The organism is Nocardia sp. NPDC003979 (assembly GCF_053605015.1).
Map to the genome: position 1 here is coordinate 127,508 of NZ_JBSGIJ010000006.1, position 14,426 is coordinate 141,933.

Consider the following 14,426-nt stretch of genomic DNA (forward strand, 5'->3'; position numbering starts at 1 on the left):
ACAGACGTGCAGGGTGGGTCAGTTCGGTGCCGGAGCAGGCGACCGGCGGAAGCGGGCTACCAGGGGATAGATCTGGCAGCCCAGGCAGACCCCGAAGGCCGCGTTCAAGAACGCCGCGAACAGGGCGAAGCCGGCGAACACCGCGCCGACGATCGGGGAGCCGAGCGCGAAGCCCAGCAGGGAGACACCGGCGAACACGAAGCCGAGTGCCTGCGCGAAACGCAGCGGCGGCACGGGTTCGGTCTCGGTGGGCGGGCCGAGTCGCGGCGCGACGAACGCCGCGTAGATCCGGCCGTAAGGGTGCTTGGTGGGACCGGCCGCCGCGCCGATCGCGAACACCACGGCCTGCAGGCCGATCAGGATCGCGGCGGCGACGGGGGAAACGGTCGCGACCAGCAGCACCGCGACGAGCACCCCGGTCGTCACCCAGGCCACGAAACGCGGCCCGCGGACGTCGATGCGGGGTGGGGAATCAGAAAACGAGGTCATGGTGCGAACTCCTGCGCTGAGACGATTCAGTGGGATCTGCCAGTTCGCCGGGGGATCGAAACGATCACTCGCGCGGCGAACAGAGGTCGGCGTCAGGAATCTCGGAGAGAAGCCGACCGGTCAGCGGCACAGGCAGCAACAACCACCGAGGCGACACAGGTCAACTGTGCGGCGTCGGGTGAGCATCAGCTCGTGGTCGGTTTGCACGATGAAGAGTTTACCCGGTCTTCCCGGGAAATGGGCAGGCCCCCTCGAAACCGGGGACAACGTCACACTGTGAGCGGCTCGAGGGCGGTGCGCAGGTCGCCCGCCTTCGGTACGCCGGAGATGCGGAAACGCTCCTTGCCCTCGGCGTCGAAGACGAAGGTGGTGGGCAGGGAGAGCACGTTGAGTTCGCGGGCGAGCGCGGGTTCGGCGTCGATGTCGATCTCGATGTCGCGCGGTGCGTTCGGCGAATCGGCCAGCTCCGCGGTGACACCGGCGACCACCCGGCGCACGGCGTCGCACGGGCCGCACCAGTCGGCCGAGAAGTGCAGCACCGCGGGCGCCGAACCGGAGACACCGACCGCGTCGAGCAGGCGGGCGCGCTGTTCGGTGTCGGGGTCGAGGGTGGCGGGCCGCACCCGGCCCTGGTTGCGGCGCAGCAGCAGGCCGACCGCGACGGCGGCCAGCACGACGGCGGCGAGTACGGCGAGTTCGATCATGGTTGCTGCAATCGGTCCAGGTCGATGGTGACGTTGCGGCCGACGCCCTCGACGACGATGTGCCCACCCAGCGCCTCGACCTCGGTGGGCCGGACCCCGAACGGCAACTCCTTGGTATCGATCGTACGGCTGAAGCGCTCGAGCACCGCGCCGCGATCGGCCTCGAGGATCTCCGATTCGCTGGTCTTGGCGGTGTCGGCCGGGCCGCTGTTCTTGTCGTGATAGAAGCCGGTGGCCTGGATGCGCACCAGGTCGCCGTCGAGCAGCAGGTCGGCCTGGATCTGCACCGGCACGCGCTTGGCCGAACTCGACGGGGTGACACCCGCGCCGAGGATGCGCCCGTTGGGCGCGGTGGGCAGCGTGCCGGTGAGCACGAGCGCGCCCCCGGTGGTCATGCCGGAACCACCCGAACCGCCCGTGCCGTCGGACTTGTCGGCCGGACGGGTGTGGACCTGCAGGTCGGGGATGCCGAAGAGCCTGCCGAGCTCGGTGGGTTCGATGCGCATGCGGGCGTCGACCCGGTCGACCTGCACCGAGCGCGCCGCACCGTCGAGCAGCTCACCGGCGGGTGCGTGCAGACCGTTCAGGGTGGCCTCGATGCCGATCTCGCCGGGGATGTCCGGGCGCATGCTTCGGGCCCGGATCGCCACGTTGTCGTAGCGCCCGGCCAGGGCCTGGGCGGTGAAGGGGAAACCGTGGAAGGTCACTTCGGGATCGGCCGACAGGTCGGCGCCCGCCCGTAGTTGCCGCGACACGTGGTACTCGGTGTAGGCGGCGGCGCCGAAATCGATCACCACCGCCAACCCGGCCAGGCACAGCAGCCCGATGATCAGCTTGCGCATGAGGTGAGAGTAGCGCCCACGCAGGCGGGTGCCGGGTGCCCGGGTATCGGCCGAACACTCGTAAGTGTGCCCGTGTTGCGAGGTCATGGCCTGTGACGCGCTAATGTTGCACCGACTAACCCTGTGTTTCGGCGACGTAGCTGTGCGGCTGCTCTCGTCGCGCAGACACGAGATAGGAGGAGGGCCCGGTGGAGCTGCTCCTACTGACTTCCGACCCCAACCCGGATGCGGTGCTGCCCTCGTTGACGCTGCTGGCGCACAACGTCCGCCCCGCGCCGACCGAGGTGTCGTCCCTGCTGGAGGCCGGTAGTGCCGACGTCGCGCTGGTCGACGCCCGGACCGACCTGGCCGCCGCGCGCGGTCTGTGCAGGCTGCTCGGCAGCACCGGTTCGTCGGTGCCGGTCGTCGCCGTGCTCACCGAGGGCGGACTCGTCGCGGTGAACGCCGACTGGGGCCTCGACGACATCCTGCTGCCCGGCACCGGCCCCGCCGAACTCGACGCGCGCCTGCGCCTGCTCGTCGGCCGCAACGGCGGCGTGGCCAGCCCCGAGAACACGGGCAAGATCACCCTCGGCGAACTGGTGATCGACGAAGGCACCTACACCGCCCGCCTGCGAGGCCGCCCGCTCGACCTCACCTACAAGGAATTCGAGCTGCTCAAGTACCTCGCCCAGCACGCAGGCCGGGTCTTCACCCGCGCCCAACTGCTGCAAGAGGTCTGGGGCTACGACTTCTTCGGCGGCACCCGCACGGTAGACGTCCACGTCCGCCGCCTACGCGCCAAACTCGGCAGCGAATACGAATCCCTCATCGGCACCGTCCGCAACGTCGGCTACAAGGCGGTCCGCCCGGCAAGGTCGACAGCCGCGAAGGGCGAACCGGTGACCTTCACCGACGAGGACGTAGACGGCGAAGACCTGACCCCCGTCAACGGCAGCACCCCCTGAGAACACCCCAAATCCGCCATGACAGCATTCCCACCCCCGCACGACCCGACCTCGAGGAGGGTCCGCCGCGAAGCGGCGTAGCGGCCCCCCAGGGGCCGCGCTCGAGCGCGCCAGCGCTCCAAAAACACAGCCAGTACCTCCCGCAATCACAAAACCCGAAGAGCCGGGCACCTCACCCGACGTTCGCCCAAAACACAGGGGGCAACCTTGAAGTGGACCGAGACCGTCGACTCCACCACCGCTGAGAACATCCGCGCCCTGCTCGACCGCGCGAAGTCCACCGACGGCGTCGCCCCCGTCTCCGAGCAGGCGGTCCTCTCGCTCGCCGAAACCACCCCCGGCACAAGACATCTGCTCGCCGAACGCAACGGCGAGATCGCCGGCTACGCGAATCTCGTTGCGGCACATGATGATCACCCCGCAATGGCAGAAGTGGCCGTCGACCCCGAAGCCCGCGAACAGGGCATCGGTACCGACCTCGTCCGCAAGGCTCTCACCGAGGGCGGCAAGGGCGCCCGCGTCTGGGCACACGGCGATCTCCCCGCCGCCAAGGCCCTCGCCGCCGCCCTGAAACTGACGACAGCACGCGAACTCTGGCAGATGCGCCGCAGCCTGGCAACCCCCGAGCTACCGCCACTCGAGGTCCCCGAAGGCCTCGTCCTGCGCACCTACGAAGGCCCCGCCGACGATGCCGAACTGTTGCGGGTCAACAACGCCGCCTTCGCCTGGCACCCCGAACAGGGCGGCTGGACCGAGCGCGACGTCGCCGCCCGCCGCGCCGAATCCTGGTTCGATCCGGCCGGGCTCTTCTTGGCGTTCGACGCCGCCGATCCCGACCGCCTGCTCGGCTTCCACTGGACCAAGGCGCACCCCGACGCCGCCCCGGCGGGCGAGGTCTACGTCGTCGGCATCGACCCCGCCGCGCAGGGCCGTGGCCTGGGTCGACTGCTCACCCTGGCCGGACTGCACCACCTGCGCGACACCGGCCTGACCGAGGTGCTGCTCTACACCGAGGCCGACAACCACGCCGCCGTGCGGACCTACACCAAACTGGGTTTCGCACCCGCCCATATCGACGTCGCCTACGCGCTGAGCTGACCGGCTGCGAGACAGCTCACAGTTCCTCGGCGACCCTGAATATTGTGAGGATGACCGGGTACCGACGAGTAAAACTGGGGCAAACATCACACGCTCGGTCTAATCGCGCCGGGCTGTTCATTCTCCGTTAACCCACCTCGGGCCAACTGTCAACCGGGCGAACCTACGTTACTTCTGGGCGGCACAGTCGTCGCCTGGTGCTCGCGTTCACCCGCGATCCGCACCACCCAACTCGCCCGGGCCGGTGAGGGACCGAGCGAGTTCGTCAGCAATGTCGGAGGAAAAGTGAACTTCAAGCGCACCAGCGCCCTGGTCGGCGTCTTCGCCGCGGGTGCCATGTCTCTGGCCGCCTGTGGCAGCGACGACAACACCGGTGGCGACACCAGCAACAACGCCAACACCAGTGTCGAGTGCGGCGGCAAGAAGGCGCTCAAGGCGTCCGGTGCCTCTTCGCAGAAGAACGCGATGGAGCGCTTCGTCGCCGCCTACGAGACCAACTGCGACGGCTACACCCTGAACTACACCTCCAGCGGCTCCGGCGCGGGCGTCAACGAGTTCATCGGCGGGCAGACCGACTTCGGTGGCTCCGACTCCCCGCTGAGCTCCAAGAAGGAAGAGCCCGCCAAGGCCCAGGAGCGTTGCGCCAGCCCGGCGTGGAACCTGCCGACCGTCTTCGGCCCGATCGCCATCACCTACAACGTCGACGGCGTCACCGACCTCGTGCTCGACGGCCCGACCGCCGCCAAGGTGTTCAACGGCGCCATCACCACCTGGGATGCCCCCGAGATCAAGGCGCTCAACCCGAACGCCAAGCTGCCCTCGGAGAAGATCGCCGTGATCTTCCGCTCCGACGAGTCGGGCACCACCGACAACTTCCAGCTCTACCTCGACGCCGCGTCCGACGGTGCCTGGGGCAAGGGCGGCGGCAAGTCGTTCAACGGCGGTGTCGGTGAGGGTGCCAAGGGCAACGAGGGCACCTCGGCCGCCATCAAGAACACCAAGAACTCGATCACCTACAACGAGTGGTCCTTCGCCAAGGCGCAGAGCCTGTCGATCGCCCAGATCATCACCTCGGCGAGCAAGGACCCGGTCGCGCTGTCGGCCGAGTCGGCGGGCAAGTCCATCGACGGCGTGAAGATCAAGGGCGAGGGCAACGACCTGGTGCTCGACACCAGCTCGTTCTACAAGCCCACCGCCGCGGGCGCGTACCCGATCATGATGGCCACCTACGAGATCGTGTGCTCGAAGTACGCCGACGCCGAGACCAGCAAGGCCGTCAAGGCGTTCCTGACCTCAGTCGTCACCAACGGCCAGAGCGGTCTGTCCGATGCCGGCTACGTGCCGCTGCCGGACGCCTTCAAGACCAAGCTGACCACCGCGATCAACGCCATCTCCTGATCGCTGCGTAGGCCATGACCATGCACCCTGAGGTGACCGCACCGGGCTCGTCGGATTCGACGGGCCCGCGGGCGGCCGGAGATACTTCGCATATGCCGACCGAACCGAAATTCGACAAGGCCCCGGAGAAGGGTCGTTCCGGGCGCCTGAACGCCGAGACGATCTTTCGGTGGCTGGCCACCGCGGCGGGCGCGACCATTGTCGCGGCCATCGCGTTGATCGCGTTGTTCCTGCTGATCCGCGCGGTCCCCTCGCTCATGGCCGACAACGCCAACTTCTTCACCAGCACGGAATTCTCCACCGGTGACGCGAACAACCTGCGCTTCGGCATCCGTGACCTGTTCATGGTCACGGTGCTGAGCTCGGTGTTCGCGCTCATCGTCGCGGTGCCGATCGGCGTCGGCATCGCGCTGTTCCTCACCCAGTACGCGCCGTCGCGGTTGGGCAAGCCGTTCACCATGCTGATCGACCTGCTCGCCGCGGTGCCGTCCATCGTGTTCGGTCTGTGGGGCTTCCTCGTGCTCGCCCCGCAGATCGCGCCGGTGCAGGAGTTCCTCAACTCCAACCTCGGCTGGTTCTTCCTGTTCTCCGACGGCAACGTCTCGATCGCCGGTGGCGGCACCATCTTCACCGCCGGTGTCGTGCTCGCCGTGATGATCCTGCCGATCATCACCTCGGTGGCCCGTGAGGTGTTCGCGCTCACCCCGCGCGCCCACATCGAGGCCGCCCAGGCGCTGGGCGCCACGAAGTGGGAAGTCGTGCGGATGACCGTGCTGCCCTACGGCCGCAGTGGTGTGATCGCCGGTTCCATGCTCGGCCTCGGCCGCGCGCTCGGCGAGACGATCGCCGTGCTCGTCGTGCTCCGCACCGCGAGCAACGCGGGCACCTGGTCGCTGTTCGACGGTGGTTACACCTTCGCCTCCAAGATCGCCTCGGCCGCCTCGGAATTCAGCTCCCCGCTGCCGACCGGCGCCTACATCGCCGCGGGCTTCGTCCTCTTCGCGCTGACCTTCGTGGTCAACGCCCTGGCCCGCCTGGCCTCCGGTGGAAAGGTGAACGGCTGATGACCACCACATCGACCCTCGACAAGCCGGTCAAGGCGCCGACGTTCCGCCATGTCAGCAACGGTCGGCGGATCAAGAACAACATCGCCACCGGTCTGGTCACCCTGTGCTTCGTGATCGCGCTGATCCCGCTGGTGTGGGTGCTCGGCCTGGTCCTGGTGAAGGGCATCGGCTCGATCGTCACCGCCGACTGGTGGTTCAACTCGCAGAAGGGCATCCTGCCGGACCAGTCCGGCGGTGGTGTGTACCACGCGATCTACGGCACGATCGTGCAGGCGCTGATCGCGACCGTCATCGCGGTGCCGCTCGGTGTGATGGCCGCTGTGTACCTGGTGGAATACGGTCGCGGCAAGCTGGCCAAGGTCACCACCTTCATGGTCGACATCCTCGCCGGTGTGCCCTCGATCGTCGCGGCGCTGTTCATCTTCGCGCTGTGGATCGCCACGCTCGGTATGCCGCAGAGTTCCTTCGCGGTGTCGCTGGCACTGGTGCTGCTGATGCTTCCGGTGGTGGTGCGCAACACCGAGGAGATGCTGAAGCTGGTGCCCGACGAGCTGCGCGAGGCCTCCTACGCGCTCGGCGTGCCCAAGTGGAAGACCATCCTGCGGATCGTCATCCCCACCGCCGCGCCGGGCATGATCTCGGGCATCCTGCTCGCCCTTGCCCGCGTGATGGGTGAGACCGCGCCCGTGCTGGTGCTGGTCGGTTACTCGAAGTCGATCAACCAGAACATCTTCGACGGCAACATGGCCTCGCTGCCGCTGCTGATCTACCAGGAGCTGGCCAACCCGGAGCCGGCCGGTCGCGCGCGTGTCTGGGGTGCGGCGCTCACGCTGATCCTGCTCATCGCGCTGCTGTACCTGGCTGCCGCCGCGGTCAACAAGCTGCTCACCCGGAACCGATAGAAGCGAACGGAAACTCCCATGGCCAAGCGGATCGACGTCAAAGATCTCAACATCTACTACGGCAGCTTCCACGCCGTGTCGAACGTGGACCTGACCGTGCTCCCGCGCAGCGTCACCGCCTTCATCGGTCCCTCCGGTTGTGGCAAGTCCACCGTGCTGCGCTCGCTCAACCGCATGCACGAGGTGACCCCGAACGCCCGCGTCGAAGGTGCCGTGCTGCTCGACGGTGAGGACATCTACGGTTCGGCGATCGACCCGGTGGGTGTGCGCCGCACCATCGGCATGGTGTTCCAGCGCCCGAACCCGTTCCCCACCATGTCGATTCGCGACAACGTGGTGGCCGGGCTGAAGCTGCAGGGTGTGCGCAACAAGAAGGAACTCGACGAGGTCGCCGAGCGCTCGCTGCGCGGTGCGAACCTGTGGAACGAGGTCAAGGACCGCCTCGACAAGCCCGGTGGTGGTCTGTCGGGTGGTCAGCAGCAGCGTCTGTGTATCGCCCGCGCGATCGCGGTCTCGCCCGACGTGCTGCTGATGGACGAGCCCTGCTCGGCCCTCGACCCCATCTCCACCCTCGCGATCGAGGACCTGATCACCGAACTCAAGAAGGAGTTCACGATCGTCATCGTCACGCACAACATGCAGCAGGCCGCCCGCGTGAGCGACCAGACCGGTTTCTTCAACCTCGAGGCCCAGGGCAAGCCCGGCAAGCTCATCGAGATCGACGACACCGAGAAGATCTTCTCCAACCCCACCCAGCGCGCCACCGAGGACTACATCTCGGGCCGCTTCGGATAAGGGATCCAACGAGAAAGCCCCCGCACTCCTTCGGGAGGGCGGGGGCTTTCTCGTTGTACTGCTTCAGCTCTCGATTTCGCCGTCCGGGAGCACACCGGTGACCAGGAAGATCACGCGGCGGCCGATCTCGACGGCGTGGTCGGCGAAGCGCTCGTAGTAACGGCCGAGGAGGGTGACGTCGACGGCGGCGGCGACGCCGTACTTCCACTCCCGGTCCATCAGCAGGGTGAACAGGTGGCGGTGGAGGTCGTCCATCGCCTCGTCGTCCTGATTGAGCTGAGCGGCGCGCTCGGGATCGCGGGTCTCGAGCACCTCCTTGGCACCGGCGCCCATGTTCACCGCGATGCGGCCCATCTCGGCGAAGTAACCGTTCACCGATTCGGGCAGGGCGTGGTTGGGGTGGCGGCGGCGGGTCACCTTGGCGACGTGCAGGGCCAGCGCGCCCATGCGATTCACGTCGCCGACGATCTGGATGGCACTGACCACCTGACGCAGGTCGCCCGCGACGGGAGCCTGCAGCGCGAGAAGCGCGAACGCCTTCTCCTCGGCCTCGGCGATCATCACCGAGATCCGATCCTGCTCGCCGATGACCTGCTCGGCGAGCGCGAGGTCGGCCTGCAGCAGCGACTGGGTTGCTTGCTCCATGGCCTGGCCGGCGAGACCGGCCATTTCGCCGAGCAGATTGGCGAGCTCGGCCATTTGCTCGTTGTAGATGACACGCATAATGGCTGACCCTAGTGGGTACCGGTACCCCTGTCACCCAACACCGGGTTAATGCCGTGTGGCACAGTCGTGCCAGCTCAGCGCGCGTCGTGAATCGGGCAGGCTCAGTCGCAGCTGGTGTCGGCGGCGTTCATGTGCTCGAGATCCGAGGGCAGACGCACCGGCGCGGCCGAGACCGGCTCGCCCAGCGACACCGCGGGCAGCTCGGCGCCGACCGTCGTCGGGGTACGCACCTGGCCCGTGTAGTCCGAGCCGACGACCACCTCGATGATGCCGCTGAGGTCGTCGTCGCGTTGCAGGACCGCGCCGGGGATGGCACTTGCCACGGTCGCGGCGGCCGCCTCGTTGCCCTCGGCGTAGCGCACCTCGGTGGTGTCGGTGTATTCGGTGGCGTTGGCGACGTTGTAGATGCCGAAACCGAAGTTCGACAGCTTGTTGGCCGCCTGCCTGGCCATGCCCGCGGTCTGGGTGCCGTTGGTCACCAGCAGCGACACCGACGCCGGGCTCACCGCGTACATCTTGGGTGCCTGGGTGGGGGCCGCGGGTGTGCTTGGGTTGGTGATCGGCGGCGCGGTCTGCTCACCGGGCAGCGGCTGGTCGTCGATGATCGCGCGGAAGATCGCCTTGATGTCGGCTTCGCGCGGAATCTCGTTGCCGTAGGACGTGGTTCCCGCGGTCGGGGCGGTGATGAAGGTGACCGCGCCCGCGTTGACCTTCTGCAGCGACCGGCCGAGCAGGATCAGGTCCTTGGTCTCGACACCGTCGACGAAGGTGTGCTGACGGAACGCCTCGACGAAACCCTGCAGCTTGGCCGGGTCGAGCAGCACCTGACCCGACAGCGCACCACGCAGCAGGGCCGCGAGGAAGGTCTGCTGCCGGTGGATGCGGTCGTAGTCGCTGCGCTCCTCGCCGACCACGTGCCGGGCCCGCACATAGTTGAGGGCCGTCTCGCCGTTCACGCGCTGCTTGCCCGAGCTCTCGAGCACGGTGCCGAGCACACCGTCGATGATCGGCTTGGTCGAGCACACCTCCACGCCACCGATCTGGTCGACCATCGCCTCGAACCCGGCGAAGTCGATGCCGATGAAGTGGCCGATGCTCAAGCCCGACATCTTGCGCACCACGTCGGTCAGGCAGCGCGGCCCACCGAGCGCGTAGACGGCGTTGAGCTTGTCGCCCATGGCCGACGGGAACTTCTGGTCGGTGTACTTGCCCTTGTCGTTGTCCCAGCCCGCGCACTGCGGCCGGGTGACATCGAGGTCGCGCGGGAAGGAGACGACCACCACGCGGGAGCGGTCCTTGGGGATGTGCACCAGCATCGCGGTGTCGGCGCGCGCGCCCTCGGCGTCGACGGTGGAGCCCGCGCCCATGTCGGCGTTCAGGCCCGCGCGGGTGTCGGTGCCGACGATGAGGTAGTTCTCGTCACCGAGCTGCATGTCACCGTCGAGCACGTCCTCGGTGGCACCGTCGAGGGCCGACACCTGAGTGAAGCCGTTGTTCGTCGCCCGCAGGTAACTCCAGCCACCACCCGTGACCACCAGCGCCAGCACGGCGAAGAAGGTGACCGCGACCCGTCCCGCCAGGCGTGCCTGCTTCGCGCGGCGCCGTTCGGGTGTCCGGGCGGCGGCGGTCTTGGTTTCGACCCGCTTGGGCTCGACGCGCTTCGGCGGGGCCGCCGGGGTCTCGGTGACGGTGGGCAGGATATCGGTGACCTGCTCGTCGACCCGACGAGCGGGCGGTGCCGTGCGGACCGTCTTCCCCTTCGCCGGTGCGGTTTTGCCCTGGGCGGGCGCGGTCTTGCCCGGCGTGGGAAAAGTCTTGCCCTGCGCGGGAATCGCGGTCGTCGCGATGCGGTCGGCGGGGGAGTCGGCGCGATGCGGTGCGGCGGGGGCGTCGCCGGCCGAACCCTCGGCGCGTGCCGCGATGTCGGGGCGGGGGGTCGGGCGGGGTGCCTGGTCGCGGGCGCGGCGGCCGGCGCGGGAAGTACCCGATGGATCGGCGGGGGCGCGGCGGTTGCGTTTGGTTCGTTCGCTGTCGACCCGGTCGACGAGGTCCTGGACGGTGAGCGGGGCCGCGTCGGGATCGGCGTCGGCGTGCCGTGATCGGCGGGAACCGGTGTCCTTCTGTGCGGGCGGTTCGGCAGCCGGATAGCGCTCCCACGGGGCGCGACCTCCGGGCCGGGGCGTACGCCCGCGCCGATCGTCACCCACCAGCGAACCTCACTTCTCTATCTGCCGCATACGCGTCATCGTTCGGCTGCTCGGTCGAACCGGAGCCGAACGATGTCCGCAATGATAACGATTCCGCCACGAGTAGCCACTCCAGTGCACAACAGATTCGCACGGAATCCGGTTGCGACGCGCTGACCAGCGCCGAAGCTTTACCCCCCGCTGTGCATCACATCGGCGGCGGTGGGCACGGTGTCGTCCTCGGGGTCGTCGAGCCACCCGTCGGGCAGCACGACCTTGGTCTGCGGCGAGCCCTGGCGACCGCGTGGGCCGAGGGCGTCGGTGGGGAAGGGCACGTCCGGATCGAGCTGGGCGACGAGGTCCTCGATCTGGCTCAGCGCCGACACGGTGGCGAAGCTGCGGCGCAGCTGCGAGCCGACCGGGAAGCCCATCAGGTACCAGGCCATGTGCTTGCGGATATCGCGCATCGCCTTGTCCTCGCCGTCGTGCTCGGCGAGCAGGGTGGCGTGGCGGATCAGGATCTCGCCGACGCGGCCCAGGGTCGGGCCCTCGGGGACCGGTTCGCCGCGCAGGGCGGCACTGAGCTCGGCGAACAGCCACGGCCTGCCGAGGCAACCACGGCCGACGACCACGCCGTCGCACCCGGTCTCGTTCATCATGCGCAGGGCGTCGTCGGCGGTGAAGATGTCGCCGTTGCCGAGCACCGGAATGGTGGTGACGGCTTCCTTGAGCCGGGCGATGGCCGACCAGTCGGCCGTGCCGGAGTACAGCTGCGATGCGGTGCGCGCGTGCAGGGCGACGGCGGCGGCACCCTCGGCCTCGGCGATGCGGCCGGTGTCGAGGTAGGTGTGGTGCTCGTCGTCGATGCCGATGCGGAACTTGAACGTCACCGGCACGCCTGCCGGTTCGGCCGCCTTCACCATCTCCTTGACGATATTGGCGAACAGCCTGCGCTTGTAGGGCAGCGCGGAACCGCCACCGAGTCGGGTGACCTTGCGCACCGGGCAGCCGAGATTCAGGTCGATGTGGTCGGCCCAGCCCTCACCGACGACGATGCGAACGGCCTCACCGAGCGTCTTCGGGTCGACACCGTAGAGCTGCATCGAGCGCGGATGCTCGTCGGCGTCGAACGACATCATGTGCAGCGTCTTCTCGTTGCGCTCGACCACCGCGCGGGCGGTGATCATCTCGCACACGTAGATAGCGGTCTTGCTGCCGAATTCGCGGCACAGCTTGCGGAAGGCCAGGTTGGTGATGCCCGCCATGGGTGCGAGCACGACGGGCGGATCGACCGGGTAGGGCCCGATCCGCAGCGTGGTCGGTGCCTGGGGCATCGTGATAGTCACGTCTGCCATTCTCGCATCCACCCGGATGTGATCGATCTCGCGTACCGGCGACTTCGGCCGGGTCACGGGCCACTCCACAAAGCTTCGACGGCATTTATGTGGTACTCGACGTTCGGGCTATGTCCCTCGCCTCAGTAGCCTGTGCTTTGCCGCGTCCGGCGGCGTGCTGTCCCCACATCATCGGAGAAGACCCTCATGGCCGAAGACGCCACGACCACCACCCCCGCCGCGCCCGGTAAGGCGACCGTGGCGATCAGTGTCTCGTCGCTGGTCGGCGGTGCCGCCATCGCCGTGCTCGCCGTCGCCGTCGTCGTGCTCGGCGTGCTGTACGGCTCGGCGCGCTCGGATGTCTCGGATCTGCGTGCCGAGGCCGCCGACGACGCGAAGGCCGAACAGATCGCCCTCGACTACTCGGTCGGCTCGGCGACGCTGAACTACCAGGACGTCGACGCCTGGGTGGCCAAGCTCAAGGCGGGCACGTCCACCGAGCTCGCGGGCAAGTTCGACGTCACCGGCGACAAGCTGGAGGACATCGTCGTCCCGCTGCGCTGGGCCTCCACCGCAACCCCGATCACCGCGAAGGTGCTCGAGCGCGAGGGCCAGGTGTACAAGGTCGCCGCGTTCGTCGACGTGAGCACCACCAACGCGCAGAACCCCGACGGCCTGCGCAACACCGTCACCTACAACATCACCGTCGATGCCGGGCAGGACTGGAAGATCACCGATGTCGGCAGCGCCGACGGTGCCCTGCCGATGAAGTAACCGGCTGTACGAAAAAGCGCCGCCCACCGGAATCCCGGCGGGCGGCGCTTTTTCGTGAGTCCTAGACGCTGGCCATCTCGCGCTTCTTGGCTTCGCGAGCGAGCATGCGGTCGCGCTGCTCCTCGAACTTGACGACGTCCTGGCTCAGCTTCTCCAGGAAGTCGCCGAGGCGCTCGCGGGTGGCCTCGCCACGGGCGGTGAAGTCGGTGCGCTCGAAGATGTTCCACTTCTTGAGCACCGGCTGCACGACCTCTTCGAGGTGCTGACGCAGGTCGTAGATGCCGTGCTTGGCCATCAGCACACCGTTGCGCCGGAAGTTGGGCATCCCGGCGCCGGGCATCTGGAAGTTCTCCACGATCAGCGAGATCGCCTCGATCGCCTGGTCGGGCGACAGGTCGAGCGCCGCGCCGCAGAGGTTGCGGTAGAAGATCATGTGCAGGTTCTCGTCGGCGGCGACGCGCTGCAGCATGCGGTCCGCGATCGGGTCGTCGCACACCTTGCCGGTGTTGCGGTGACTCACGCGGGTGGCCAGTTCCTGGAAGGTCACGTAGGCGACCGAGTGCAGGAAGCCGGCGTCCACCTCGGTGGGGGAGGCGAACCCGTTGGTCATGTGGATCATGCGGGCGTTCTCGAGGGCCACCGGATCCACGCCACGGGTGACCACCAGGTAGTCACGCATCACGATGCCGTGGCGGTTCTCCTCGGCGGTCCAGCGACCGACCCAGGTGCCCCAGGCGCCGTCCTGGGAGAAGTTCTCGGCGATCTCACGGTGGTAGGACGGCAGGTTGTCCTCGGTGAGCAGGTTGGTGATCATGGCGGCCTTGGCCACCTCGCTGAGCTTGGACTGCTCAGGATCCCAGTCGATGCCGCCCATGGCGGCGAAGTTGCGGCCCTCGTCCCACGGGACGTAGTCGTGCGGATGCCATTCCTTGGCCAGCGACAGGTGCCGGTTGACGTTTTCCTCGGCAACCGGCTCCAACTCCGTGAGCAGTTCGAGTTGAGTCAGATCCCTTGCCATGTAAAAACCCTTCGCTGTCGTGCTTGCGGTCGAACGTCGCGATGCGGCCATACCTTACGGCACCGTAGGTGTGATGCGAAACGCAACTGGGCGTAAAGCCGATGAAGTTGAACAACGCCACAACATCGGCAGCTGCCGGTAGGACG

At 67.8% G+C, this 14,426-nt stretch carries 14 protein-coding genes; 7 read left to right on the forward strand and 7 right to left on the reverse strand.

The window, feature by feature from the left end; genetic code table 11:
- Positions 1-18 precede the first annotated feature (18 nt).
- From ACWEVR_RS15505 to ACWEVR_RS15515, 3 genes are all read right to left on the reverse strand, one after another.
- Positions 19-489 (reverse strand): DUF4395 domain-containing protein, encoded by a 471-nt coding sequence (locus tag ACWEVR_RS15505; protein ID WP_452467475.1) that lies wholly within the window; start codon positions 487-489, stop codon positions 19-21.
- 269 nt (positions 490-758) lie between these two features.
- Positions 759-1,193: a thioredoxin family protein gene (locus ACWEVR_RS15510; protein ID WP_452467476.1), complete on the reverse strand. Its 435-nt coding sequence runs from the start codon at positions 1,191-1,193 to the stop codon at positions 759-761.
- Entirely contained in the window at positions 1,190-2,035 is an 846-nt protein-coding gene (locus tag ACWEVR_RS15515) for an LmeA family phospholipid-binding protein (RefSeq protein ID WP_067492559.1), read from the reverse strand. The genes ACWEVR_RS15510 and ACWEVR_RS15515 overlap by 4 nt, the downstream gene beginning before the upstream one ends.
- 188 nt (positions 2,036-2,223) lie before the next feature.
- Between ACWEVR_RS15515 and ACWEVR_RS15520 the strand changes: the two genes are divergently transcribed.
- From ACWEVR_RS15520 to pstB, 6 genes are all read left to right on the forward strand, one after another.
- Positions 2,224-2,982: a winged helix-turn-helix transcriptional regulator gene (locus tag ACWEVR_RS15520; protein ID WP_452467477.1), complete on the forward strand. Its 759-nt coding sequence runs from the start codon at positions 2,224-2,226 to the stop codon at positions 2,980-2,982.
- A gap of 207 nt (positions 2,983-3,189) precedes the next feature.
- The gene (gene mshD, locus ACWEVR_RS15525) at positions 3,190-4,080 is read left to right on the forward strand and encodes a mycothiol synthase (protein ID WP_452467478.1); all 891 of its coding nucleotides are present in this window, start codon (positions 3,190-3,192) and stop codon (positions 4,078-4,080) included.
- A gap of 285 nt (positions 4,081-4,365) precedes the next feature.
- Positions 4,366-5,478: a phosphate ABC transporter substrate-binding protein PstS gene (pstS, locus tag ACWEVR_RS15530; RefSeq protein ID WP_452467479.1), complete on the forward strand. Its 1,113-nt coding sequence runs from the start codon at positions 4,366-4,368 to the stop codon at positions 5,476-5,478.
- A gap of 92 nt (positions 5,479-5,570) precedes the next feature.
- On the forward strand, positions 5,571-6,542 hold the full coding sequence (gene pstC, locus ACWEVR_RS15535; protein WP_067640877.1) for a phosphate ABC transporter permease subunit PstC: 972 nt from the start codon (positions 5,571-5,573) through the stop codon (positions 6,540-6,542).
- Entirely contained in the window at positions 6,542-7,447 is a 906-nt protein-coding gene (gene pstA, locus ACWEVR_RS15540) for a phosphate ABC transporter permease PstA (RefSeq protein ID WP_067640879.1), read from the forward strand. The genes pstC and pstA overlap by 1 nt, the downstream gene beginning before the upstream one ends.
- 18 nt (positions 7,448-7,465) lie before the next feature.
- Positions 7,466-8,242, forward strand: a complete 777-nt coding sequence (gene pstB, locus ACWEVR_RS15545; protein WP_067640881.1) for a phosphate ABC transporter ATP-binding protein PstB — start codon at positions 7,466-7,468, stop codon at positions 8,240-8,242.
- 63 nt (positions 8,243-8,305) lie between these two features.
- On the opposite strand, the gene phoU is transcribed toward pstB, so the two are convergent.
- The 3 genes from phoU to dusB all read right to left on the reverse strand — a co-directional run bounded on the left by phoU (position 8,306) and on the right by dusB (position 12,488).
- The gene (phoU, locus tag ACWEVR_RS15550) at positions 8,306-8,965 is read right to left on the reverse strand and encodes a phosphate signaling complex protein PhoU (RefSeq protein WP_067492349.1); all 660 of its coding nucleotides are present in this window, start codon (positions 8,963-8,965) and stop codon (positions 8,306-8,308) included.
- Between the two features lie 104 nt (positions 8,966-9,069).
- Positions 9,070-11,175: an LCP family glycopolymer transferase gene (locus tag ACWEVR_RS15555; RefSeq protein ID WP_452467480.1), complete on the reverse strand. Its 2,106-nt coding sequence runs from the start codon at positions 11,173-11,175 to the stop codon at positions 9,070-9,072.
- A 170-nt stretch (positions 11,176-11,345) separates the two neighbouring features.
- The gene (dusB, locus tag ACWEVR_RS15560; protein ID WP_157104953.1) at positions 11,346-12,488 is read right to left on the reverse strand and encodes a tRNA dihydrouridine synthase DusB; all 1,143 of its coding nucleotides are present in this window, start codon (positions 12,486-12,488) and stop codon (positions 11,346-11,348) included.
- Between the two features lie 207 nt (positions 12,489-12,695).
- On the opposite strand from dusB, the gene ACWEVR_RS15565 reads away from it, so the two are divergent.
- Positions 12,696-13,262, forward strand: a complete 567-nt coding sequence (locus ACWEVR_RS15565; RefSeq protein WP_452467481.1) for a hypothetical protein — start codon at positions 12,696-12,698, stop codon at positions 13,260-13,262.
- Between the two features lie 61 nt (positions 13,263-13,323).
- Here ACWEVR_RS15565 and ACWEVR_RS15570 read toward each other — a convergent pair whose 3' ends face one another.
- Positions 13,324-14,280 (reverse strand): acyl-ACP desaturase, encoded by a 957-nt coding sequence (locus ACWEVR_RS15570; RefSeq protein WP_067492353.1) that lies wholly within the window; start codon positions 14,278-14,280, stop codon positions 13,324-13,326.
- Positions 14,281-14,426 lie beyond the last annotated feature (146 nt).